Source organism: Afifella pfennigii DSM 17143 (genome assembly GCF_000688515.1).
In the GTDB taxonomy this organism is placed as follows: domain Bacteria; phylum Pseudomonadota; class Alphaproteobacteria; order Rhizobiales; family Afifellaceae; genus Afifella; species Afifella pfennigii.
Genome location: NZ_JHZK01000031.1, coordinates 1 through 22970 on the forward strand (window position 1 = coordinate 1; position 22970 = coordinate 22970).

23 protein-coding genes are annotated in these 22970 nt (G+C 67.2%); 8 read left to right on the plus strand and 15 right to left on the minus strand.

What is annotated here, in order from left to right; genetic code table 11:
* From Q331_RS0116620 to Q331_RS0116665, 10 genes are all read right to left on the minus strand, one after another.
* Positions 1 to 257: transposase (locus Q331_RS0116620; protein WP_026380667.1), on the minus strand; the 257-nt coding region annotated here is incomplete at its 3' end.
* Between the two features lie 433 nt (positions 258 to 690).
* Positions 691 to 1566: a hypothetical protein gene (locus tag Q331_RS0116625; protein ID WP_026381599.1), complete on the minus strand. Its 876-nt coding sequence runs from the start codon at positions 1564 to 1566 to the stop codon at positions 691 to 693.
* Positions 1567 to 2033: 467 nt separating this feature from the next.
* A complete protein-coding gene (locus Q331_RS0116630) occupies positions 2034 to 3431 on the minus strand; it encodes an NAD(P)(+) transhydrogenase (Re/Si-specific) subunit beta (RefSeq protein WP_026381600.1) in 1398 nt (465 codons plus the stop codon).
* Positions 3432 to 3491: 60 nt separating this feature from the next.
* Positions 3492 to 3938, minus strand: a complete 447-nt coding sequence (locus Q331_RS0116635) for an NAD(P) transhydrogenase subunit alpha (protein WP_026381601.1) — start codon at positions 3936 to 3938, stop codon at positions 3492 to 3494.
* Positions 3928 to 5121, minus strand: coding sequence for a Re/Si-specific NAD(P)(+) transhydrogenase subunit alpha (locus Q331_RS0116640; protein WP_026381602.1), 1194 nt, complete (start codon positions 5119 to 5121; stop codon positions 3928 to 3930). The genes Q331_RS0116635 and Q331_RS0116640 overlap by 11 nt, the downstream gene beginning before the upstream one ends.
* A 15-nt stretch (positions 5122 to 5136) precedes the next feature.
* Positions 5137 to 5424 carry an aa3-type cytochrome c oxidase subunit IV gene (locus Q331_RS0116645; protein WP_026381603.1) on the minus strand — a complete coding sequence of 96 codons (288 nt, stop codon included), beginning with the start codon at positions 5422 to 5424 and terminating at the stop codon, positions 5137 to 5139.
* A gap of 128 nt (positions 5425 to 5552) precedes the next feature.
* Positions 5553 to 5903, minus strand: a complete 351-nt coding sequence (locus tag Q331_RS22240; RefSeq protein WP_156953391.1) for a hypothetical protein — start codon at positions 5901 to 5903, stop codon at positions 5553 to 5555.
* Between the two features lie 42 nt (positions 5904 to 5945).
* Complete coding sequence (locus Q331_RS22245; protein WP_051631290.1) at positions 5946 to 7373, minus strand: ABC1 kinase family protein; 1428 nt, start codon at positions 7371 to 7373, stop codon at positions 5946 to 5948.
* Between the two features lie 73 nt (positions 7374 to 7446).
* Positions 7447 to 8190, minus strand: coding sequence for a ZIP family metal transporter (locus tag Q331_RS0116660; protein WP_026381604.1), 744 nt, complete (start codon positions 8188 to 8190; stop codon positions 7447 to 7449).
* Between the two features lie 392 nt (positions 8191 to 8582).
* On the minus strand, positions 8583 to 10442 hold the full coding sequence (locus Q331_RS0116665; protein WP_051631291.1) for a M3 family oligoendopeptidase: 1860 nt from the start codon (positions 10440 to 10442) through the stop codon (positions 8583 to 8585).
* 224 nt (positions 10443 to 10666) lie between these two features.
* On the opposite strand from Q331_RS0116665, the gene Q331_RS0116670 reads away from it, so the two are divergent.
* From Q331_RS0116670 to Q331_RS24340, 3 genes are all read left to right on the plus strand, one after another.
* On the plus strand, positions 10667 to 12259 hold the full coding sequence (locus Q331_RS0116670; protein WP_026381606.1) for a sigma-54-dependent transcriptional regulator: 1593 nt from the start codon (positions 10667 to 10669) through the stop codon (positions 12257 to 12259).
* An 86-nt stretch (positions 12260 to 12345) separates the two neighbouring features.
* Positions 12346 to 14085, plus strand: a complete 1740-nt coding sequence (locus tag Q331_RS22250; RefSeq protein WP_051631292.1) for a L,D-transpeptidase family protein — start codon at positions 12346 to 12348, stop codon at positions 14083 to 14085.
* A 204-nt stretch (positions 14086 to 14289) separates the two neighbouring features.
* Positions 14290 to 16032 (plus strand): DUF882 domain-containing protein, encoded by a 1743-nt coding sequence (locus Q331_RS24340; protein ID WP_051631293.1) that lies wholly within the window; start codon positions 14290 to 14292, stop codon positions 16030 to 16032.
* A 129-nt stretch (positions 16033 to 16161) separates the two neighbouring features.
* Here Q331_RS24340 and Q331_RS0116685 read toward each other — a convergent pair whose 3' ends face one another.
* The 3 genes from Q331_RS0116685 to Q331_RS0116695 form a co-directional block, all read right to left on the minus strand.
* Positions 16162 to 16452, minus strand: coding sequence for a DUF2312 domain-containing protein (locus Q331_RS0116685; protein WP_026381607.1), 291 nt, complete (start codon positions 16450 to 16452; stop codon positions 16162 to 16164).
* Between the two features lie 116 nt (positions 16453 to 16568).
* Positions 16569 to 16868: a DUF1244 domain-containing protein gene (locus Q331_RS0116690; protein WP_026381608.1), complete on the minus strand. Its 300-nt coding sequence runs from the start codon at positions 16866 to 16868 to the stop codon at positions 16569 to 16571.
* A 5-nt stretch (positions 16869 to 16873) separates the two neighbouring features.
* Positions 16874 to 17704, minus strand: coding sequence for an N-formylglutamate amidohydrolase (locus tag Q331_RS0116695; RefSeq protein WP_026381609.1), 831 nt, complete (start codon positions 17702 to 17704; stop codon positions 16874 to 16876).
* A gap of 104 nt (positions 17705 to 17808) precedes the next feature.
* Between Q331_RS0116695 and Q331_RS0116700 the strand changes: the two genes are divergently transcribed.
* The 3 genes from Q331_RS0116700 (at position 17809) to pyk (ending at position 20790) form a co-directional block, all read left to right on the plus strand.
* A complete protein-coding gene (locus tag Q331_RS0116700) occupies positions 17809 to 18735 on the plus strand; it encodes a DMT family transporter (RefSeq protein WP_026381610.1) in 927 nt (308 codons plus the stop codon).
* A gap of 181 nt (positions 18736 to 18916) precedes the next feature.
* Complete coding sequence (locus Q331_RS0116705; RefSeq protein ID WP_034492804.1) at positions 18917 to 19357, plus strand: DUF1036 domain-containing protein; 441 nt, start codon at positions 18917 to 18919, stop codon at positions 19355 to 19357.
* Complete coding sequence (gene pyk / locus Q331_RS0116710) at positions 19354 to 20790, plus strand: pyruvate kinase (protein ID WP_026381612.1); 1437 nt, start codon at positions 19354 to 19356, stop codon at positions 20788 to 20790. Before Q331_RS0116705 ends, pyk begins: the two co-directional genes overlap by 4 nt.
* A 26-nt stretch (positions 20791 to 20816) precedes the next feature.
* Here the strand turns inward: pyk and Q331_RS0116715 are convergent, their stop codons facing one another.
* Entirely contained in the window at positions 20817 to 21392 is a 576-nt protein-coding gene (locus Q331_RS0116715; RefSeq protein WP_026381613.1) for a tetratricopeptide repeat protein, read from the minus strand.
* A gap of 96 nt (positions 21393 to 21488) precedes the next feature.
* A complete protein-coding gene (gene ykgO / locus Q331_RS0116720) occupies positions 21489 to 21614 on the minus strand; it encodes a type B 50S ribosomal protein L36 (RefSeq protein WP_026381614.1) in 126 nt (41 codons plus the stop codon).
* 158 nt (positions 21615 to 21772) lie between these two features.
* On the opposite strand from ykgO, the gene Q331_RS0116725 reads away from it, so the two are divergent.
* Both Q331_RS0116725 and Q331_RS22260 read left to right on the plus strand, forming a co-directional pair.
* On the plus strand, positions 21773 to 22210 hold the full coding sequence (locus Q331_RS0116725) for an EamA family transporter (protein WP_026381615.1): 438 nt from the start codon (positions 21773 to 21775) through the stop codon (positions 22208 to 22210).
* A 118-nt stretch (positions 22211 to 22328) separates the two neighbouring features.
* On the plus strand, positions 22329 to 22943 hold the full coding sequence (locus Q331_RS22260) for an MliC family protein (protein WP_034492807.1): 615 nt from the start codon (positions 22329 to 22331) through the stop codon (positions 22941 to 22943).
* Positions 22944 to 22970 lie beyond the last annotated feature (27 nt).

Consider the following 22970-nt stretch of genomic DNA (forward strand, 5'->3'; position numbering starts at 1 on the left):
GGGCTGCTCGCCTGGCGCGCGGTGTCCCCCGCCAGCCGTTTCTTGCCGGCCTCGAGGAACTCCTTCGACCAGCTGTAGTAGAGGCTCGTCGCAATGCCTTCGCGCCGGCACAGCTCCGCGATGCTCTCCTCGCCACGCAGGCCCTCGAGCACGATACGGATCTTCTCCTCCGCCGAATGATGCTTGCGCGTGCGCCGACGGATGTCTTTCACGACACGATCGGCCGGCAGCTTGGGCGTTCCGGGTTTCTGTCTCATCTCCACTCCTTGGCGGTTACGATGAGCCAGAAACCCTCCTTTACGAAATCACCTCAGATGGCCCATGGGCGCTGATCCCGGACAAACACCGTACGCCGGTCAAGGAATTTTTTCCTATTTTTTTACGCGCCAGCCGTTGGCCGCTTTTCCGGGGAGCGTGCCCTTCTCGGCCCGTTCTCGGCCCTCGCCGTTTCCTCCCCCGGCCGCAACTGGTCGCCGCGCGCCCGCCCCCTCGCCGGAAGTCTCCGGCGGTTCGCGGGCGGAAGGTTTCGTGCCCCCCGGCCCTTCCGCCCGCTACGCCGTCGCGCCCTACCGCGACGCGACGGATGGAGGTCGGGCTTCCCCGACCCCCGCGCCTCTGGCCGCGGCCTGTCGGCCGCGGCCCGATATCTTCCAGGGTCCGATTTTTCCCCGGGAACCTCGGCCAGCCGGCTTATTCTTCCGGCAGCGTCCGCTCGAAGGCGAGCACGTTCACCGAATCCTCGATCGGGAAGGCCCGCAGCGTGACCATCTCGTGGCCGGGATGGCCGTTGCGGATCTTGTGCAGCACCTCCCAGGGATTGGCGTTGGCTTCCGTGCCGATATAGGCGTGCTCGCCGTTGTCGCCCCAATCGAGCGCCGTGCCGTCATAGCCGTGGCAGGCGGCGCAGATGTTCTGGAAGATGTCGCGGCCTCCCATCAGGTCTCCGGCCACCTCCCCTGTTTTGGCGTTGATATAGGCGTTGGCGTCGTGCTGGCCCTGGCTCAGGAACAGCCGCAGCCACTCCGTCGCGTCGGAGGAGATCATCGCCTGTGTGTATTGATGCGTGTCGTCGCGCAGGATGGCTTCGACCTCGTCCGTGCTCATGCCGATGGCGCCGCGCACGCCGACGATGCCGGTCTTGTACTCGTCGCTGGCGCGCTGGCCGGCGACGCCGAGATAGTCCCAGCCGTGGCAGGAGGCGCAGCGCCAGGTCGTGTCTCCCGACTTCTCCGTGTTGGAGGCCGGCCAGGAAGGATGCGTGCCCTGCGGCGCCGGCACGTTCAGCGCCAGCCACCAATTGTCGTAGATGCGCCCGCCCATCGACAGCATCCAGGCCCGGCTCGGCTGTGCCGGCCGTCCGTAGATGTAATTGTCGTGCCTGGCATCGTGCGCATGCGCCTCTTCGGCCTCGGCGCCTTCGGCCGCATCGGCCGTGTCCTTGGCGTCGCCGCTGCTGTCCTGCGCCGCCGCCGGCTGCACCGCCAGCGCCGCCAGAATGGCAAGCATGACAGCGCCCCGGCGCCAGAAAACCGGCACAAGGACGGATTCGTCCGCTCTCTCGTCCATAGATACCCCCCTAGTTCATTTCTTTATTCTTATTCCGGACTTTGCGTCCATTGGTCTCAGGATGCATTTCGTCGCAATGATGCCAAGTGTTCATCAATTATTACTTATTTCTAGTTATAATAATTCTCAAATAGCCATTTTTCGCAGATTCTCCGGCGGTTTATCCGAACCCGCCATCCGCCGAAGGTTTCGCCACGATGAATCGCCGGCGAAGCCGGCATGAAAAAAACCCTGCCGCCCGGTTCTTACGGGCGGCCCCAGGCCCGCCGGCGAAGCCGGCATGAAAAAACCCTGCCGCCCCGAAACTAACGGGCGGCCCAAGCCCGCCGGCGAAGCCGGCATAAAAAAACCCTGCCGCCCGGTTCTTGCGGGCGGCCCCAGGCCCGCCGGCGAAGCCGGCATAAAAAAACCCTGCCGCCCGGTTCTTACGGGCGGCAGGGCTGAAAGATCGCGGCTTGATGACGGCGTCAGTCGAGCGACTTGACGATCTCCTCCGTCATCTTCTTGGCGTCGCCGAAGAGCATCATCGTCTTGTCCAGGAAGAACAGCTCGTTCTGGATGCCGGCATAGCCCGACGACATGGAGCGCTTGACGAAGAGCACCGTGCCGGCCTTGTCGACGTCCAGGATCGGCATGCCGTAAATCGGCGACTGGGGATCGTCGCGCGCCGCCGGGTTGGTCACGTCGTTGGCGCCGATGACATAGGCGACGTCGGCCTGGGCGAACTCCGAATTGATGTCCTCCAGCTCGAACACCTCGTCGTAGGGCACGTTGGCTTCCGCCAGGAGCACGTTCATGTGCCCCGGCATGCGGCCCGCCACGGGGTGGATGGCGTATTTCACTTCCACGCCGTTCTTCTTCAGCATGTCGGCCATTTCGTGCAAGGCGTGCTGCGCCTGCGCCACGGCCATGCCGTAACCCGGCACGATGATGACCTTGGCCGCGTTCTTCATCAGGAAGGCCGCGTCTTCCGCCGAGCCCTGCTTCACCGGCCGGTCGTCATCGCCGCCGGCCGCCGCCGTCGTCTCGCCGCCGAAGCCGCCGAGGATGACGGAGATGAAGGAGCGGTTCATCCCCTTGCACATGATGTAGGACAGGATGGCGCCGGAAGAGCCGACCAGCGCGCCGGTGATGATCAGCGCCGTGTTGCCGAGGGTGAAGCCGATGCCGGCGGCCGCCCAGCCGGAATAGGAGTTGAGCATCGACACCACCACCGGCATGTCGGCGCCGCCGATCGGGATGATGATGAGGATGCCGAGCGCCAGGCTGACGAGGGTGATCAGCCAGAAGGCCGAATGCGCCTCGCTCGCCGTGAAGATGATGACGAGCAGCAAAAGCGCGACGCCGAGGCCGATATTGATGGCATGGCGCTGCGGCAGCATGATCGGCTTGCCGCTCATGCGCCCGTCGAGCTTCAGAAAGGCGATGATGGAGCCGGTGAAGGTGATGGCGCCGATGGCCACGCCCAGCGACATCTCAATAAGGCTCGCCGCGTGGATGTCGCCGACCGCGCCGATATCGAAGGCCTCCGGCGCGTAGAGCGCCGCGGCTGCGACGAGGACGGCGGCAAGGCCGACCAGCGAGTGGAAGGCGGCGACGAGCTGCGGCATCGCCGTCATGGCGATGCGCTGCGCCACCATGGCGCCGATGCCGCCGCCGATGGCGATGGCCAGGAGGATGAGGCCCCAGGCACCGAAGCCGGCCGGCGGATGGCCGATCAGCGTCGTCAGCACCGCGATCAGCATGCCGGCCATGCCGAACTGGTTGCCGCGACGGCTGGTTTCCGGATGCGACAGGCCGCGCAGCGCCAGGATGAACAGGACGCCGGAGACGAGATAAAGAAGTGCGGTGAGGCTGGCGGACATCAGGCGCGCGCTCCCTTAGCGACGCGCGCGCGCGCCGTTTCATTCGGCAGGCAGGTCATCTTATTTCTCTTTTCGCTTGTACATCGACAGCATGCGCTGCGTGACGAGGAAGCCGCCGAAGATGTTGACGCTGGCCAAGATCACGGCGACGAAGCCGAACCAGCGCGCCGCCCCGGTCCCCTCGCCGACCAGATCGACGCCGACGGCCAGAAGCGCGCCGACGATGATCACCGAGGAGATGGCGTTGGTGACCGACATCAGCGGCGTGTGCAGCGCCGGCGTCACCGACCAGACCACGTAATAGCCGACGAAGATCGCCAGAACGAAGATCGACAGGCGGAAGACGAAGGGATCGATCGCCCCTCCCGTGGCGGCGTGCGCCGCCGCGCCAGCCGCGTCCGCGCCGCCTTCTCCGAGCGCGGAAAGGGCCTGTGCGGCCGCCTCGCTCGCGGCCTCGGCCGCCGAGCGCGCCTGTTCTACCGCTTGTCTGACGGTGTCATCCGCCATGTGCTGCTCCCTGTGCTTTGGCGGCCTCGCCGTCCGCGGGCGCCGCGGTCTCGGCCGCCTTGCCGCCGAACTGCGGGTGCACCAGCGCTCCGCCATGGGTGAGAAGCGTCGCCGCGATGATTTCGTCCTCGCGGTTCGGCTTGAAGCTCTTGGTCTCCTTGTCGATCATCGGCTCGACGAAGGCGTAGATGTTGCGCGCCAGAAGCGCGGAGGCGGAGGCGGCGATCTGCCCCGCCATGTTGGTGATGCCGATGAGGGTGACGTTGCCCTTCTGAACGGCCTTGTCGGGCTCAACGCCTTCCACGTTGCCGCCGCGCTCCACCGCCAGATCGACGATGACGGAGCCGTCCTTCATCGACGCCACCATCTCAGCGTCCACCAGCTTCGGCGCCGGCCTTCCCGGGATGAGGGCGGTGGTGATGACGATGTCCTGCTTGGCGATGTGCTCGCGCACCAATTCGGCCTGCTTGGCGCGGTATTCCGCCGACATCTCCTTGGCGTAGCCGCCGGCCGTCTCGGCCGCCTTGAACTCCTCGTCCTCCACGGCGACGAACTTGCCGCCGAGCGATTCCACCTGTTCCTTGGCCGCGGGCCGGACGTCGGTCGCCGTCACCACCGCGCCGAGGCGCTTGGCCGTGGCGATCGCCTGCAGGCCGGCAACGCCCGCTCCCATGACGAAGACGCGCGCCGCCGGCACCGTGCCGGCCGCCGTCATCATCATCGGGAAGGCGCGCCCATAGGCTTCCGCCGCCTCGATGACGGCGCGGTAGCCGGCAAGGTTCGCCTGCGAGGACAGGACGTCCATGGACTGGGCGCGGGTGATGCGCGGGATGAGCTCCAGCGAGAAGGCGGCGAGGCCGGCATCGGCGAGCTTCTTCAGCTCCGCCTCGTTGCCGTAAGGGTCCATGAGCGCCACCACGGCGGCGCCGTTCTTGGCCCCGGCGAGCCCCTCCGGCCGGCGCACGGCGAGGATGACGTCGGCGCCTTCCAGCGCCGCCTCGCGGCTTGCGGCGATCGTGGCGCCGGTTTCCTGAAAAGCCTCGTCGGAGAAGGATGAGCGCGCTCCCGCGCCCGTCTCAACGACGATCTCGGCTCCGAGCGCGGCGAACTTTTTCACCGATTCGGGACTGGCGGCGACCCGAGGTTCGTCTTCCCTCGGCTCCTTGAGGACAGCAATACGCATGGAATTTTCAGCCTATTAGGCGAGAGAGATGAGAAAGAACAAGAGGGTAACGGCGAAAGCCCCTACAGCGGGCTTCCAATTGCCGCGCGTGAAGAGGCCGAAGAGCAGCGTGCCGAGGGCGAGCGCAAGCGCGATGGAGCCGAGCCAGAGCGCCCCGGCCAGCCCGAAGATCGCTACGATCATGACCAGGGTCACGACGTGGATGATGCCGAGAAGCGTCAGCGACAGGAAGGTGTTATAGGTCTTTTCGTGCGGCTCGAAATCGTTCGCCGCACCCCTCGGTGAGGTCACCTCTACAGCCATCAAGAAACCTTTGCATCGGTTGGCGGAAACGTCGTGCCCGCGCCTTTAGCATGCTCGTTCCAAGAAGAGCAACGCCGCCCTGCTTGAAAAGCCGGACGGCGCCACAAACTGTATTCGGCGTTGCCTTCCTAGCCGACCCGGTTCAGCGTGAAGGAAGCTCCCGGCTGGCTGCATTGCATCGTCGCAGGTCCGGCGAGGCGGCACGTTGCCGCCCGCTGCTGTCTGGTGGCGACGGAATACCAGCTGATTTCCACCGTGTTCGGCCCGGCCATGGCGTAGCTGCCGGTGGCGAGCTGCGCGCCGGTGGTGGCGTCCTGCGTCGTCATGGACCCGGCCTGGAAGGTGGAGACGAAGACGCCGTCGCTGGAGCGCCATCGTCCCTCCACCGGCGAAGCGATCTCGCGCCCGCCGCTCTGGCAGCCGGCGAGCAGCGCTGTCCCGGCAAGCGCTAGCGCCGCCACGAAATATCCTGTTCTCACATCAGGCCTCCTGATCCCGTCAGCATTGCTGCACTAATGCTGCTATGGGCGAATCGATCCAATTGTTTCCCCTTCCAGCCCTGCGGCCAAGAGCGCCGCCTCCTGGCGCCGCGTCACCTCTTCCACCGAGAATCCTTCGATCTCCTCGTTGAAAAGCCTGTAGAAGTTCATCTCGGCGCGAAGGTGCAGAAACACCCCGCCAAGGCCGATCGCCGCCCGGTCCATGAAGACGAACTCGCGCGGCACCGTCACCGGCCCCTTCTCTTTCAGCGCCTGATGCACCTTGAAGGCCTCGCCGCGACCGTATTGCGCCGGCGGCACGCCGTCGGCGATGGCCCGCACCCGGTCCTCCAGAAGCGGCCCGTAGATGAAGCGCGCCCAGATGTTGAGGATGTCGATGAGCTCGTTGGAAAGGCCGCGGAAGCCCCAGGTCTCGTAGGCGGCGACGATGCGCTCGCGATCCCCGTTCTGCAGCCCGCGATAGAGTTCGATCACCCCCTCCACGAAGCGCGGCGGGAAGATCCGCACGCAGCCATAATCGAGAAGGTTGATGCCGGCCGGCCGGCCCTCTTCCTCAAAGACGGTGTAATTGCCCAGATGCGGGTCGCCATGAATGACCGCGACATGGCTGAACGGGTGCCACCAGGCGCGGAACATTGCCTCGGCGAGGAAGTTGCGATCCTCCAGCGAGTGTTCCTTGAATTCCAGCAGACGCTTGCCGTCGAGCCAGTTCATCGTGAGCAGGCGCCTTGTGGAGAGTTCTGAGTAGAGCTGCGGCACGCGGATGCGCTTCTCGTCCTGAAGCACCGCGCCATAGAGCGCCATATGCCCGGCCTCGCGCTCGTAATCGAGCTCCTCGCGCACTCTCGCCGCGATCTCCTCGGCCATTTCGCGCGTGTCGATGGCCGGGTCCATGCGCCGGTGCAGGGCGAAGATCATGCCGAGCTGGGAAAGGTCGGCCTCCACCGCGCTCGCCATCTCCGGATATTGCAGCTTGCAGGCGAGCTTGGTGCCGTCATGCGCCCATGCCCGATGCACCTGGCCGAGCGAGGCGGCCGCCGCCGGCTGATGCTCGAACTTGGCGAAGCGCTTCTGCCAGCCGGCACCGAGCTCGGCGGTCATGCGCCGCTTGACGAAGGCCCAGCCCATCGGCGGCGCGTCCGATTGCAGCTGCGCGAGTTCGGCGGAATATTCCGGTGGGAGCACGTCCGGGATGGTGGCCAGAAGCTGCGCCACCTTCATGATCGGTCCCTTCAGCCCGCCGAGGGCGCGGGCGAGCTCGGCGGCATTGCGGCTCCGGTCGATCTCCAGGCCGAAGGCGCGCGAGCCGATCATCTTGGCGGCGATACCGCCCACGCCGGCACTGACGCGGGCATAGCGGGCCGCTCGCCCGGAAAAGCGGTTGCGCTCCTCGTCCTGCGCGTTCGGACGCGGATTGTCGGGTGTCTCGCGCGGCGGATCGCTCGGCATATTCCTCATCCAAGAGAAGTGGCACCGCCTAGATAGGGCGCCGGCGCGGCGTCTTCACCTGTCTTCTGGCGCTTCAGCCGAGCCCCTTGGAAAGGGCGAAGGAGACGACGAAGCCGGCGGCGGTGATGATGCCGGCGTAATCCTGGTCCTGCGCGAAGGCTTCCGGGATCATCGTATCCACCAGCATGGCCAGGATCGCCCCCGCGCCGATCGCCGTCGCCAGGGCGATGATGCGCGCATCGAGGCCGTCGAAGAGGAAGTAACCGGCGAGCGCCGCCAGCCCGGTGACGGCCATGATGCCGCCCCAGACGGAGAAGACATGTGCCGCCGAGCGCCCGGCGCCGCGCATGCCGGCGGCGCTGGAGAGCCCTTCCGGCACGTTGGAGAGGAAGACGGCGATCACGGTGACGAGGCTGACCGCCCCGCCCTCCAGCATGGAAAGCCCGATGACGATGGATTCCGGTATGCCGTCCATCAGCGCCCCGACGGCGATGGCGGCGCTGCTCCCCGCGCCGGCATGGGCCGGGCGCCGCGAGCGCTTGCGATGCCGCGCGCCGAAGCGGGCGAGGACACGGTTGGCGAAGGTGAAGGCGAGCGCGCCGGCGAAAAAGCCGCAAGCGCTCCACAAGAGGCCCCCGCGCTGGAAGGCGTCGTCCATCAGCTCGAAGGCGAGCGCGGAGATGAGGACGCCCGCGCCGAAGGCCATCACCCCGGCGATGACGGCCTGCGGCACGCGGGCGTAAAAGCCGATCGTCGCGCCGATGACGAGCGCGCTGCCGGCGACAAGGCCCCACATCCCGGCAAGAAGGCCGGTCATCGCGGCGCCTCATTTCCCTTGCTGATCATGCCCGATCTTGGGCGCAAAGCCGCCCGCCCTGCAACGTCGCCGGGCTCCCGCGCGGCCGCCTCCTTCGCCGGGCGCCGACGTCAAAAGGAAAGGGCCGCCTTTCGGCGGCCCTCCGCGAGAAACGGGCGGTTCATGCCCTTTTGAAAGCTCTGTTTCGTGCCTTTCACGAAACCGGCAGAGGCTGCTCCACCGTCACGTGATCGGCCGGGATTTCCCGCCTTCCATTCTCACTCGACACTGGATCACCTCCTTTCGCGTTGTTGCCATTGATGCGAATTTTGGGGCCTGGCCGGCGAAAGGCAAGCGCAAAGATCGGGCACGCCGGAAAACGCGGCAACTCCTGCCCTGCCTGCCTTGGCCGCTCACGTCCCCTGAACCTCCTCCAACTCGTCGATGAGCCCCTCGATCACCGACAGGCCCTTGGCCCAGAAGGCAGGATCGGAGGCATCGAGCCCGAACGGGGCGAGAAGCTCTTTGTGGCGCTTGGAGCCGCCGGCGCTCAGCATGTCGAAATAGCGCTCCTGGAAGCCCGGCTCGGCGCCCAGATAGACGGCGTAGAGCGAGTTCACCAGGCAGTCGCCGAAGGCGTAGGCGTAGACGTAGAAGGGCGCGTGGATGAAGTGCGGGATATAGGCCCAGAACACCTCGTAGCCCTCGCCGAGCCGGATGGCCGGGCCGAGGCTTTCGCTCTGGACATCCATCCACACCTCGCCGAGCCGCTCCGCCGTCAGCTCGCCCTGACGCCGTTCCATATGCACCTGGCGTTCGAACATGTAGAAGGAGATCTGCCGCACCACGGTGTTGATCATGTCCTCCACCTTGCCGGCGAGGAGCACCTTGCGCTCCTTGGCCGAGGGCGCCGCGTCCAGCATGGAGCGGAAGGTCAGCATCTCGCCGAAGACGCTTGCCGTCTCCGCCAGCGTCAGCGGCGTCTGCGCCATCAACAGCCCCTGCGGCCCGGCCAGCACCTGGTGGACGCCGTGGCCAAGCTCGTGGGCAAGCGTCATCACGTCTCGCGGTTTGCCCTGGTAGTTGAGCAGCACATAGGGGTGCACGCTCGGCACCGTCGGATGCGAGAAGGCGCCCGGCGATTTTCCCGGCCGCGTCGGCGCGTCGATCCAGCTCTTGTCGAAGAAGCGGCCGGCGATCTCCGCCATGCGCGGGTCGAAGCCGGCATAGGCGGAAAGCACCGTCTCCTTCGCCTCCTGCCAGCCGACGACGCGCTTCACCGTTTCCGGCAGCGGCGCGTTGCGGTCCCAGAAGTCGAGCTTGTCCTTGCCGAGCCACTTTGCCTTCAAGGCGTAATAGCGATGCGACAGGCGCGGATAGGCCTCCCGCACCGCCTCCACCAGCGCCTCGACGACTTCCGGCTCTACACGGTTGGCGAGATGGCGCGAGGCGGCGACGTCGGTGAAGCCGCGCCAATCGTCGGAGATCGACTTGTCCTTGGCGAGGACGTTGGTGATCAGCGTAAAGGTCCGCAGATGCGCCTTGAAGGTCGCCGCCAGCGCCCCTCCGGCGGCCTTGCGCCTTGTCTCTTCGTGCTCCGTCAGAAGGTTCAGCGTCGGCTCCAGGGGCAACTCCTCGCCGTCCACCTTGAAGCGCAGCGCCGACATCGTCTCGTTGAACAGCCGGTTCCAAGAGGAGCGCCCCGTCAGCGCCTTTTCGTGGAAGAGCCGCTCCAACTCGTCGGAGAGCTGGTAAGGCCGCTCCTCGCGCAGATCCTCCAGCCAGGGCCCGTAACGGGCGAGCGCCTCGCTTCTCAGCGCCTTCTCCAGCACCTCGTCGTCGATGCGGTTGAGCTCCAGCGGGAAGAATAGGAGCTTGGTGGAGATGCCGGTCAGCTTGTCCTGCAAATCGCCGTGGAACTTGGCGCGCCTGGCATCGCTGGTGTCGCCGGCATAAACGAGGCTGGAAAAGCTGATCAGTCGGCCGATCTTCTCCTCGATCGCCTCAAATTCGCCGATCAGCGCCGCCAGGCGGTCGCCGCCGTCGGGCGCCGCGGCGATGGCCGCCAGCTTGCCCTTATGCGCCTTCTCGAAGGCCGTGGCCGCGGCCTCCGCCCATTTCAGGTCGCCCGTCAGCTCCGGCGCGTCCATCGCCGGGTAAAGGTCGCTGAGGTCCCATTCCGGCAGCTCGCCCAGCCCCTCGGCGGCGCTCATCGCCTCCTCGGCCGCCGCGCGGCTCGGTTGCATCGGCGTTCGGCACGCATCTATCGGCATCTGCCTCTCCTCGTCGCTGTTGGCGGGCTCGCCGTCCCGCTCCTCGCTCCACGACCTAATGCCGCGCTTGCCGTCTGGCAATTTCGTCGCCGCCGGCAAGCGCCCCGACCCCAGGAGAAGGTCGCACGGTCTTTCCCGTCTTTCTCGTCGCATGGGTAATAGGCTCTTAACCCAAGTCTGGGCACCTTGGAGCGGAATGAGACAACTTCGCCGTAGCGATGCCGATGCCCGCACGCATTCTTCTCGTCGATGACGATCCGATAACGCTCCGCCTTCTGGCGAATATGGTCCGCGTCTTCGGCCATGAGCCGGAGGCCGTCTCCGGCGGCGAGGCGGCCCTGGAGCGCCTTGCCGATCCGAGCGGCGGCCGGATCGACGCGGTAGTTCTCGATCTCGTCATGCCGGACCTGGACGGCATGACCGTCCTGGAGCGCCTGCGTCGCTTTCCGGCTGCGCCGCCGGTCGTCGTGCAGACGGCGCAGAACGGCATCGACACCGCCGTCTCCGCCATGCGCGCCGGCGCGTTCGACTTTCTCGTCAAGCCCGCGGCTCCGGAGCGTCTTGGCGTCGCCCTGGCCAACGCTTTGAAGCTGACGACGCTGAAGGAAGAGGTGGAGCGTCTGCGCCACGGTTTCTCCGACACCCTCACCTTCGCCGATCTCACGGCCGCCGCGCCGGTCATGGGCCGCACGGTGGATCTGGCGCGCCGCGCCGCGCGCTCGGCCATCCCCGTTCTCCTGGAAGGCGAGCCTGGCACGGGCAAGGAATGGCTCGCCCGCGCCATCCATGGCGAGAGCCCGCGCCGCGCCCGCCCCTTCGTCACCTTCAATTGCGGCGCCGTGGAACCGGATGCGGTGGAAGATGTCCTGTTCGGCGTCCGGGCCAAGGGTGCGCGCCAGGCCCGGCGCGGGCGTGTGCACGAGGCGCAGGGCGGCACGTTGCTTCTCAAGCAGATCGCCGACCTTCCCGCCGCCGCCCAGGCCCGCCTCGCCGAGATCCTGGAGCAAGGCGTGCTGCCGCAGCTCGGCAAGGAGCGCGCCCAGAAGGCCGATTTCCGCCTCCTCGCCACGACCTCCCGGCGCCTTGTCGACCGCGTCGCGGAGGGCGGCTTCCGCGACGATCTGTTCAACCGCCTCAACGTCTTCCCGATCTGGGTGCCGCCGCTGCGCGACCGGCCGGAGGACCTTCTTTCCCTCGCCCGCGCCTGCCTCCTCCGCTTCGCCGCCGAGGAGGGCCGCACCCGGCTGCGAGACGTGGCACCGGATGCCCAGGCTCTCCTGGCGGCCTTCGCCTGGCCGGGCAATATCCGTCAGCTGGAAGGCGCCATCTATCGCGCCGTCATCCTGTGCGAGGGCGAGTTCCTGCAGCCCTGGGATTTCCCGCAGGTGCAGACCGCCCTTAATGCCGGCGCCATCTCAGATCTCGTGCGCGCCTGGCAGAGCGAGGCGCAGGCAGGAGTCGTCGCCGCGAACCTGGCGGCGATCGCCGATCCGCCCGCCGCGCGTGCTTATTTGCGGCCGGTCGAGGCCCTGCCCCGGCCCGATGTTGCCTCCCCGCATCAGCGCCGCGGCGAAACGCGGTCGGGCGTTTCCGCTGGCGCTGACAAAAATTCGCCCTCCCTCTATGGTTCGCTCCAACTGGTAGATCGTGATGGAGAGATGCGCTCTCTGGGGACGCTGGAGGAAGCGGCGATTCGCTTCGCCATCGAGCATTACGGCGGTCGCATGAGCGAGGTGGCGCGCCGCCTGCGCATCGGCCGCTCTACGCTCTACAGGAAGTTGAAAGAGTACGGCATCGCCGACGCCGACGCGGCTTGAATGCCGAAACGATAACGCGGCAAGACCGCTTGAGACGGGCCCGCTTGAGACGGGGCGGAGAGACGTTGATGAGGGCGATGGCGCCAATGCGAAAAACCCTTCTTTCCAGTTTCGTGACGGCCGTTCCGGGCCTCGCCGCGGGCACGCTCCTGGCGGCTCAGCTTGTCGGGCCGGCTTCCGCCGCGCCGGCGAGCCCCGCTCCGGCGCCCGCGCCGATCCAATTGGCGCATGTGCCGCCGCAGGACGACGAGGCGGAGGTCTCCCCGCCGGTCATCACCCCGGCTGCGGCGGAGCTGCGCGCCGCGCTCGGCCATGCCCGTTCCTTCTCCGATGCACGCCAGAAGAAGGTCTTCGCCGCCATTCGCGCCTTTTACGAGGAGCACCGTTTCGAACCGGCCTTCCTGCGCGACGGCAAGCCCACCCGCCAGGCGAGCGCCCTGGTGGAGCGCCTTGGCGAGGCAGCCGCCGACGGCCTTGACCCGTCCGACTACGCCGATGCGAAACTTCCGGCTGCGCGCCTCGACGATCTTGCCGAGCGCGCCCGCGCCGAGCTCGCCATTGCCGAGGCAGCCGCCCGCTTCCTCGTCGACCTCGCCGCCGGACGCATCGCGCCGAACTCGGTCGCTCCGAGGGACATCTTTCTAAAGCCGGAGCTGCCCGATATCGCCGCCGCCCTCGATGAGTTGGGGACCACGGACGACGTCGTCGCCACGCTTGCCGGTTACGAGCCGCCGCACCGTCAATACGCCGTGCTGAAGCGCCATCTTGCCGAGTTGCGCGCCGCCAACGACGGCGAGCCGCTGCCGCGCATCGAGCCGGGCAAGGTGTTGAAAAAGGGCGTGCGCGATGCCCGCGTGCCTGTCCTGCGCCAGCGTCTTGGCATGGAGGCGCCGGATATGCGCAATCCGGAGCTGCGCCCCTATCTTGACCATGCCGACCTGGAAATCTTCGACGAGGACGTCACCGCCGCCGTGGAGGCGTTCCAGACGGCGAACGGCCTCACCGTCGACGGCATGGTCGGTCCGCAGACCCTGGCGGCCCTCAACGGCGCCCGCCGCGAGGAGCGCATCGCCGCCATCGTCGTCAATATGGAGCGCTGGCGCTGGGCGCCGCGCCAGCTCGGCCGCTACTACGTCTTCGTCAACGTGCCGGAATTCATGGTCAGGGTGCACCGCGACGGCAAGACGACCTTCGAGACCCGCGTCGTCGTCGGCAAGCCGGCGAACCGCACGCCGGTCTTCTCCGACGAGATGGACCACATCGTCGTCAACCCGTACTGGAACGTGCCGAACTCCATCGTCTCCAAGGAGATGCTGCCGCAGATCCAGCGCGACCCTTACGGCTACTTCGCCAAGAACGGCTATCAGCTCCTCGCCGATATCCGCGGCAAGACCTATTATCTCGATCCCACGCGCATCGACTGGTACGCCATCGACACCAAGCTCTTGCGCGTGCGCCAGCCGCCGGGCGATCGCAACGCGCTCGGGCGCATCAAGTTCATGTTCCCCAACCGGCACGCCGTCTATCTGCACGACACCCCGGCCAAGAGCCTGTTTCAGCGCACGTCGCGCGCCTATTCGCATGGCTGCGTGCGCGTTCAGGACCCGCTCGCCTTCGCCGACGCGGTGCTGGCGGAGGACGGCGAGTGGAACTCCGACCGGCTGAAGCGCATGTTCGGGGGCCAGGAGACGCAGGTGAACATGTCCAAGCGCCTGCCGGTGCATCTCGCCTATTTCACGCTGGTGCCCCAGAAGGACGGCTCGCTTTTGACCGTCCCGGACCTCTACGGCTACGATGCGCGCATGCGTCAGATGTTGAATTTGTAAACCATGGCGAAGGTCGGGGCGGAAAAATGACCCGCCAGTCGCATTTTCGCCATAGGTTTCGTTTGGTAATGCCGCATTAAGCAAGGGGCGCGATAATCGCCTCTTCGCTGAGGGGTTAAAAGGGGAAGGGGCAATTCCCCCAAGGGAAGGTAAGTCCGCTTGCTGGTAACGGCCGGGTTCAAACTCGCCCGCCTAAGGCGTCCTGTGGCGTCTGCGGCCCTGGCGCTGTCGCTCGTTGTTGGCGGCGCCGGCATCGCCGATGCGGCCCGCTCTGGCGACCGCACCTTGAAGCTCTATTTCGCGCACACCAAGGAGCGCGGCACCTTCACCTTCCGCAAGAACGGCCGCTACGACCAGAAAGAGCTGAAGCGCCTCAACCATTTTCTGCGCGACTGGCGCCAAAATGAGCCGGCGCAGATGGATCCGAGCCTCTTCGACCTCATCTGGGAGGTTTATCGGGAGACCGGTGCCAAGGGCGAGATTCACGTCGTCTCCGCCTATCGCTCCTTGAAGACCAACAACATGCTGCGTCGCCGCTCCTCCGGTGTGGCCAAGCGCAGCCAGCACACCGCCGGCAAGGCGATGGATTTCTACATCCCCGACGTGCCGCTGGCGAAGCTGCGCAAGGCGGCGCTGCGCAAGCAGGTCGGCGGCGTCGGCTACTACCCGACTTCCGGCTCGCCCTTCGTGCATCTCGATGTCGGCAGCGTGCGCCATTGGCCGCGCATGACCCGCAAGCAGCTTCTCGCCCTCTTCCCGGACGGCAAGACGCTGCATATCCCTTCCGACGGCAAGCCGCTCTCCGGCTATCAGACGGTCCTCGCCCAGTACGGGCGCGGCGGCATGAAGGCCTCGCTCGGCACCGTCTCCTCCGGCCGCGGCTCAGAGCCGAGCGAGCGTCGCACCGTCGTCGCCTGGCTGAAGGACGTCTTCGACGATGAGGAGGCCGCGGACGATGCGGCCAATGTGGCCACCGGCGCCGCGCCTGCACGTGCCCTCCCCACGGAGAGCCCGACCGTTCTGGCCGAGGCGCCCTCGCTGCTGCCGCGTGCCGCTCCGGCGGAGATCCGCACCGTCGCCACCCGCACCGTTGCCCTCGCCGATATGGACGACGCGCCGGCCGGCTTTGACCCGTCGGATTCGCTTGCCATCATGGCCTATGCCGGCCTGCCGCAGGCGCGCCCGGTTTCCCTCGCCGCGGCCGATGCCGCGCCTGAGACCGCCGCCCCGCTCGCCGCCCCGCTCCAGGCACGCGAGCTCACCGCCCTTTACGAACGCGCCCTCGCCGAGGCCGATCCGGCCACCGCCGCGCCGACGGAGCGCGGCGCCATCGCCGGCATCGTTCTGGCCAGCGCCGTCGCCGAGCCGCCGGCCGCCGGCCTGCCGCGCGCCCTTGATGTGGAGCGGCCCGTCCTCGCCTCCCTCACCCGCGCCGATATCGCGGCGGAGGATCCCTTCCAGGCCATCGAGGCCGCCGCAGGTCCCGCCGGCCCCGCCGCCGCCGAGGAGATCGATGCCGGCGCCACGCTCGCTTATGCCACCATGCCGGAAGCCCGGCCGGAGCCCGTCGCGGCCGGCGCCAAGACCGCCGCCGCTGAGCGTCTCGATCGCTCGCCCGCGCCGCTCAGCCTCGCCGCCGCCATCGCCACCAGCGGCACGCCGGTCGCCGATGGCGCCGCCCCCCGTCTCGTCACCCAGCGGCCCGACGCCGGCGCGCTGTCGCGCCTCATGGGCAAGGACACGACCCGCACCTTCATCTTCGCGCTATTGAAGGCGCCGCATCCGGCGGGCGCGGCAGAGTTTTTCGCCATCCCGGTAAGCGAGGGCGCGGCGCGCGCCGTCATCGCCCCACAACCGCTGCGCACCGACCGCTTCGCCGCTCGCGACGATCTAGCCGCGCTGAACGAGCCGGACCGGGTCCACCTACTCATCGCCTCGCTGCGCTGAGGTCAAGCAAGGCGCCACAAGCGCCTGTTGAACAACCTCCAGGAACTGAAAAGCCCGGCACTCGTCCGGGCTTTTTCTTCTCGTCTGCCGCGCAAGCGTCCTTGCGGCCGCGCCCTGGCCAAACGGGGCTCAGGCGGCCTCGTCCTCGCCGACCCCCACCGGCGGCGCCATGCCGAGCGCATGCATATAAAGGTCCAGAAGCGCCTCCTGCTCCTGCCGCTCGGCCGTGTCCTGCTTTCTAAGCCGCACCACCTGGCGCATCACCTTGGTGTCGAAGCCGTTGGACTTCGCCTCCGCATAGACGTCGCGGATGTCGTCGGAGAGAGCCTTCTTCTCCTCCTCCAGCCGCTCGATCCGCTCAATCAACGCCCTGAGCTGTCCGGCAGCCACGCCGCCAGGGCCCGTGCTTTCGCCCGCCATGCCACTCTCCTTGAAAATCCCGTTGTTCCTGACCTGCCGGCGTCCGGCCCGACGGTCAATCGCGGCCTTGCCCCATCCACGCTTTCCACGCTCAGGGCAAAGGCCCTGAGGCTGAGCTAGTGCTGATGGTTTTTCGCCAGTTCGGCGAGCTTTTCCGGGCTCGCCTCCATCTGGTGGCGCGCCTTCCATTCCTCGTAGGGCATGCCGTAGACGATCTGCCGGCTCTCCGCCTTGCTGAGCGGCACGCCGCGTGCCTCGGCGGCCTCCTGATACCAGTTGGACAGGCAGTTGCGGCAGAAGCCGGCGAGATTCATCATGTCGATATTCTGCACGTCGGTGCGCGCGCGCAGATGCTCCACGAGCCGGCGGAAGGCCGCAGCCTCCAACTCGGTGCGCATTTCCTCGTGCTTGGCCATCGTCTTCATCCCTTCACAACGTCATCGGCATGCGAGCCGTATTGGCGCGTCTTGTAGAGCGCCTCGTCTTGGAGCACCTGGCGCAGGATCGCCTCCAGCCGCTCCGCCCATTCGGCGATGCCCGGCGGATGGGCGATGAGGTCGTTGCGCACTTCGATGAGCGCATGGGCGAGCCCGCGCGCCGTGCCATGCTTGTTGAGCGTATCGCCGCTGAGCGCGCCCGTATAGGGCTCGTTGTCCCCGACCCTCAGCCCGTGCTCCTCGCGCAGAAGCTCAAGCAGTGGCTGGGCGAGGCGTGGATCCTTGTCCCAGAGAACGCCCGCATGCCACGGCCGGCGCATGCCTTTCCAATCCGGCGTGAAGGAATGGATGGAGAAGATTGCCGGCGGCCGCCCGGCCGCGATCATGGCTTCGATCGTCGCCGTAATCCTCCGGTGATAGGGGCGATAGAAGCGCTCAAGCCGGCGCTCGCGCTCGCCGGCATCGACGCCGCGATTGCCAGGCACCAGCGTGCCGTCGGAGATGCGCATGATGAGCGTCGGATCGTCCTCGCCGCGGTTCGGATCGATGAGGAGCCGGGAGAACTGCGTCAGGATCGCTGGCGCGCCGAGCCGCTCCGCCAATTCCTCCGCGAGCGGGCCGACGCCGATATCGTAGGCGATATGGCGCTGAAGCTCCTCCTCCGGCAGGCCGAGATCGGCGTATTCGGCCGGCATCTTGCGCGTGGCATGGTCGCACAGGATCAGCAGCCCGCCGGCGAGGTCGCCGTCGAGACTGATCAAGGCTTCTTCGGGCGCGCCCGGCTGGTCGCTGCGCGCGGCGGCAAATTCCGTCATCGGGATGGGGCGAGACGCTTTGGCAAAGAGGGCGGCCCATGATAGGGCCGTGGCTCTTACATAGACCCGCGCGCGGCTTCCGCCAAGGCGGGGCGGAGATGGTCGTGAGCAATCGGGAAAGCTACCAGGCCGCCGGCGTGTCTGGCAGCGACTGGGTGCCCTTGTCGGCCCTCGTTCTGGGCGCCCTCGCCATGGGCGCCTCGCCGGTCTTCGTGCGCCTGGCGGAGGTCGGGCCGATGACCAGCGCCTTCTGGCGCGTCGCTCTCGCCCTGCCCTTTCTGTGGCTCTGGGCGCGCCTGGAGGCGGCGCGCATGCCCGACCATGCGCCTCTCGCTTCGATTTTCTGGCCGGTCTTCCTCGCCGGCTTCTTCTTCGCCGGCGACCTTACTTTCTGGCATCTGGCGATCCTCAACACCTCCGTCGCCAACGCCACCTTCATGGCCACCCTCGCCCCGGTCTGGGTGGCGCTCGGCTCGCGCCTCTTCCTCGGCGAGGAGGTCGGCCGCAACGTCGTCATCGGCCTCCTTCTCTGCCTCCTCGGCGGCGCCTTCCTGGTGGGCGAGAGCCTCAGCGTGGAGCCGGCCAACCTCCTCGGCGATTTCTACGGCCTTGTTACCTCGCTCTTCTTCGGCGCCTATTTCCTCGCCGTGCGCCTGGCAAGGCGCGGCGCCGGCGGTGGGCGCACCATGTTCCTGTCCACCCTTGTCACCGCCGCCTTCCTCGGCGTCCAGGCACTGCTGATGGAAGATCAGCTCTGGCCGGCGAGCGCTTCGGGTGTCGCCGCGCTGCTGGCGCTCGCCATTCTCAGCCATGCCGGCGGTCAGGGCCTTCTCGCCTTCGCCCTCGGCCATCTGCCGGCGGCCTTCTCCGCCCTCGTCATCTTCCTGGAAGGCGTCGCGGCGGCCGCGCTCGGCTGGCTGGTTCTGTCGGAGGCGATCGGCGTTCTGCAGGCGATCGGCGCGGCGGCCATCTTCGCCGGCATCGGCATCGCCCGCCCGCGCGCGCCCCGCCGCGTCCCCCCGCCGCTGTGAGCGCAGCGAAAGCATGCGCGGCGCGCTCGGCGGCGCGGAGGAGACCCGCCGTCCCGCCCTTCCCCGCCTTCGTCGGCCGCAAGGCAGATACGCACTTGCCGCTCCTCGCCATCGTTGACAAGCCGCCCCGCTCTCGCGCACAACCCGGCCGGGGCATCCGGAACACGAAGGTCGTAGCGACTTGAGAAGGCCACGACGTCTTGGTCTGGCGGCGATTGTTGGCGGCGCATTTCTCGCCGTCACCGCCGCCACCGCGAAGGCGGATTTGAGGCTCTGCAACAAGACGCCGAGCCGCGTCGGCGTGGCGATCGGCTACAAGGGCGCGAGCGACTGGCGGACCGAAGGCTGGTGGAATCTGGACCCTGGCGTCTGCGAGACGCTTCTCGCGGGGGCATTGTCCGCCCGCTATTACTACATCTACGCGGTCGATTACGATCGCGGCGGCGAATGGGGAGGCCGTGCCTTCATGTGCACGCGCGATAAGGAATTTACCATCACCGGGGTCGGCGATTGCGTCGCGCGCGGCTTTCAGCGCACCGGCTTTTTCGAGGTCGATACCGGCGAGCAGGCGAGTTGGACAGTCCAGCTCACCGAGGAGACGGGCGGAGGCGGCGCGCAATGAGGCGCAAGCGCAAGGTCAAGATTCTCGCCACCCTCGGCCCGACATCCAACAAGGTCGAGACCATCCGGGAGCTCTTCCGGGCCGGAGCCGACATCTTCCGCATCAATATGAGCCATGCCTCGCATGACGAGATGCGCCGGCTGGTGAAGCTGATTCGCCAGGTGGAGACGGAGGAGCGCCGTCCGATCGGCATTCTCGTCGACCTGCAGGGACCCAAGCTCAGGATCGGCGAGTTCGCCGAAGGCGCCGTGGAGCTCCAAGCCGGAGCCCACTTCACCCTCGACAGCAATCCCGAGCCCGGCGACGTGAGCCGCGTGCACCTGCCGCATCGCGATGTCATGGAGGCGCTGCATCCGGGTGACCGGGTTCTGCTCGATGACGGCCGCGTCTCCCTCAAGGTGCTGACCAACGAGGCCGATCACGCCGTCACCGAGGTCATCACCGGCAAGCGGCTTTCCAACCGCAAGGGCGTCAGCCTGCCAGACACCACGCTGCACACCAGCTCGCTGACGCCGAAGGACCGGCGCGATCTGGAGGCGGCGGTGGGCGAATCCATCGACTGGATCGCCATGTCCTTCATCCAGCGTCCGGACGACATTTCGGAGGTGCGCAAGCTCTCCCGCGGCCGCGCCGGCGTGCTGGCCAAGATCGAGAAGCCGCAGGCGGTGGAGCAGCTCGACGAGATCATCGATCTGGCCGACGCCATCATGGTGGCGCGCGGCGACCTTGGCGTGGAAATCCCGGTGGAGCTGGTTCCGGGCGTGCAAAAGCGCATCACCCGCGCCGGCCGGGCCGCCGGCAAGCCGGTCGTCGTGGCGACCCAGATGCTGGAATCGATGGTCACCGCCGCCGCCCCGACGCGCGCGGAGGTTTCCGACGTCGCCACCGCCGTCTTCGAGGGCGCCGATGCGGTGATGCTGTCGGCCGAATCGGCTTCCGGCGAATATCCGGTGGAAGCGGTCAGGATGATGAACGCCATCGCCGAGGCTGTGGAGCGCGAGCCCTACTATCCGACGATCATCAACGCCCAGCGCGCCGAGCCCTTGGCAACCGGGGCGGACGCCATCACCGCCGCGGCGCGGCAGATCGCCGAGACCTTGTCGCTGAGCGCCATCGTCTGCTTCACCTCCTCCGGCTCCACCAGCATGCGCGCCTCGCGCGAGCGGCCGATGCTGCCCATCGTCACCATCTCTCCCATCCCCTCCACGGCGCGCCGCCTGTCGCTTGCCTGGGGCGTGCACTGCGTCATCAGCGAGGACGTGCACAATATCGACGAGATGGTGGATAGGGCCTGCTCGATCGCCCATGAGGAAGGCTTCGCCGTGCCCGGCGAGCGGCTGATCATCACCGCGGGCGTGCCCTTCGCCACCCCGGGCTCCACCAACCTGTTGCGGCTCGCCTTCGTCAGCCCGGACGGGCGCACCGGCGTCTGAGCCTATCGCGCGGACCGGCGAGCGGTTCAGATCGCTTCGCCGGCCGCTTCCTTTTCCAGCTCTTCCAGGATTTTCTGGGCGTTCTGAAGATGCGGATGGATGTCGAGCGCCGCCTTGAAGGCGGCCATCGCCTCCTCCCTCTCCTCCATCTCCTTCAGGATCAGGCCGAGCCCGACGAGGGCGCCGAAATGGCGCGGCTCGATCTGCAGCGTCTTTTCGATATCGGCGACCGACTTGCCGTAATCCTTGGCGGCGAAATGCACTGTGGCGCGCTTGTTCCAGCCCTCCGCATAGTCGGGCTTCAGCGTCACCACCCGGTCCAGGATGTCGAGGGCGGCGCCGTATTCCTTCTCGCTCATCGCCCTGATCGCCCAGGACATGAAAAGATCGATCGTGTCGCTGCCCGATTCGTGGAAGCGCCGGAGGATCTCCCGCTCCGCCGGCTTGGCCGCCTCCTCGCTCGGGGCGACGTCCAGCATTTGGTAGAGCTCGTCGTTGGAGAGCTCGCGCAACGAGGGCGGATGCGGATTGGTGAAATCGTTCGCCGCCATCGCCGGCATGCCCGCCAGCGTCAGCGCGAGACCTATGGCAAATAGGCGCAAGAAAACCGTCATGCCGGAAAGTTAGGGCTTTCCGGCACCGGCGTCAAAGCGACGTGGTCAAGAAGCAGGCCTCGGCCGGAGACTGGCCGGCGCGCCTCAGCCCTGGCGGACTTTGAACTTCTTCTGCGTCTTGTTGATGATGTAGACGCGGCCCTTGCGGCGCACCATGCGGTTGTCGCGATGGCGGTGTCTCAGCGTCTTGAGGGAGTTACGGATCTTCATCGTTCTGTCTCGCAGCGCTGTCTCGCGCCCAATTCTGCTCGGGCGCTGAGATAGGCGCTCGTCCGGTGCTTTGTCAATGCAGGCGGCCGGCGCGCGCAGCTTTCGCCAGGGCCGGCAAGGTTCGCCGCGTCGCCGCACAAGAAGGAGGAGCAAGAATCGTGTCCGCATTCACCTTCACCTGGCAGATCTGGGCTCTGTTGGCGGCCTTCTTTGCCGCGCTGACGGCGATCTTCGCCAAAGTTGGCGTGGAGGACATCTCGCCCGACCTTGCCACCTTCATCCGCACCGGCGTCGTGTTCGTCGGCCTGTTTTTCCTGCTCGTCTCGCTCGGCGAATTGAAGCCGCTCCCAGCCGTCTCGGCGAGGAGCGCCGTCTTCCTGGTGCTCTCCGGCCTTGCCACCGGCGCCTCCTGGCTGTGCTATTTCCGCGCCCTCCAGCTCGGCAACGCCTCGCAGGTGGCCCCGCTCGACAAGCTCTCCATCGTGCTCGTCGCCGTCTTCGCCGCCGTCTTCCTCGGCGAGGAGCTGACCTTGCTCAACTGGCTCGGCATCGCCGCCATCGCTCTCGGTGCGGTCTTGCTCGCCTGGCGCTTCTAGAACGCGCCCATGTCGGCAATGTCGTGAAACGCTCCGCTGGCGATTGCAGGATGCGCTCGCGCGCCTAATTGCTCTTTCGCGCGGCAGGACCCCGCTTCCCGCAATGAGGAGAAATTCCATGCGCCGTCTGCTCATCTTCCTGTGCCTGTGCGTGGCGAGCCCGGCGCTCGCGCAGGACGGTCCCTCCTTCGATTGCGGCAAGGCCGAAAGCTCGGCGGAAAAACTGATATGCGGGGACGCGGCTCTGGCGGCTTTGGACCGGCGCGTCTCGGACCGCTTCGCCGCCGCGCTTGCCGCGGCCCGCGGCCTGGACGTCGGAGCCTCGCAGGCCGTCGACGAATTGCGGGCCTACCAGCGCGGCTGGATCAAGGGCCGGGACGAATGCTGGAAGGCCGACGACCTCAGGGCCTGCGTCGAGGCGGCCTATCTGCGCCGCGAGGGCGCATTGGTGGCGCAGTGGTTGCTTGAAGAGCCGACGGGAACTGCCTTCTGGACGTGCGGCGAGAACCCCGCCAACGAGGTCGTCACCACCTTCTTCGACACCGAGCTTCCCAGCCTGCGCTTTGAGCGCGGCGATAGCGTCGACACCGGCTCGCTGCAGCCGGCCGCGTCCGGATCGAAATACGAGGGAAGCTTCGGTCGCTCCATCTGGATCAAGGGCGAAGAGGCGACCTATCGCGAGCCCGACCCGGACGGCACCTCCTTTGAATGCGTGCTGCGGCAGCAGCAATGATCGCGTTTGCGGGCGGCCCGGCCTCTT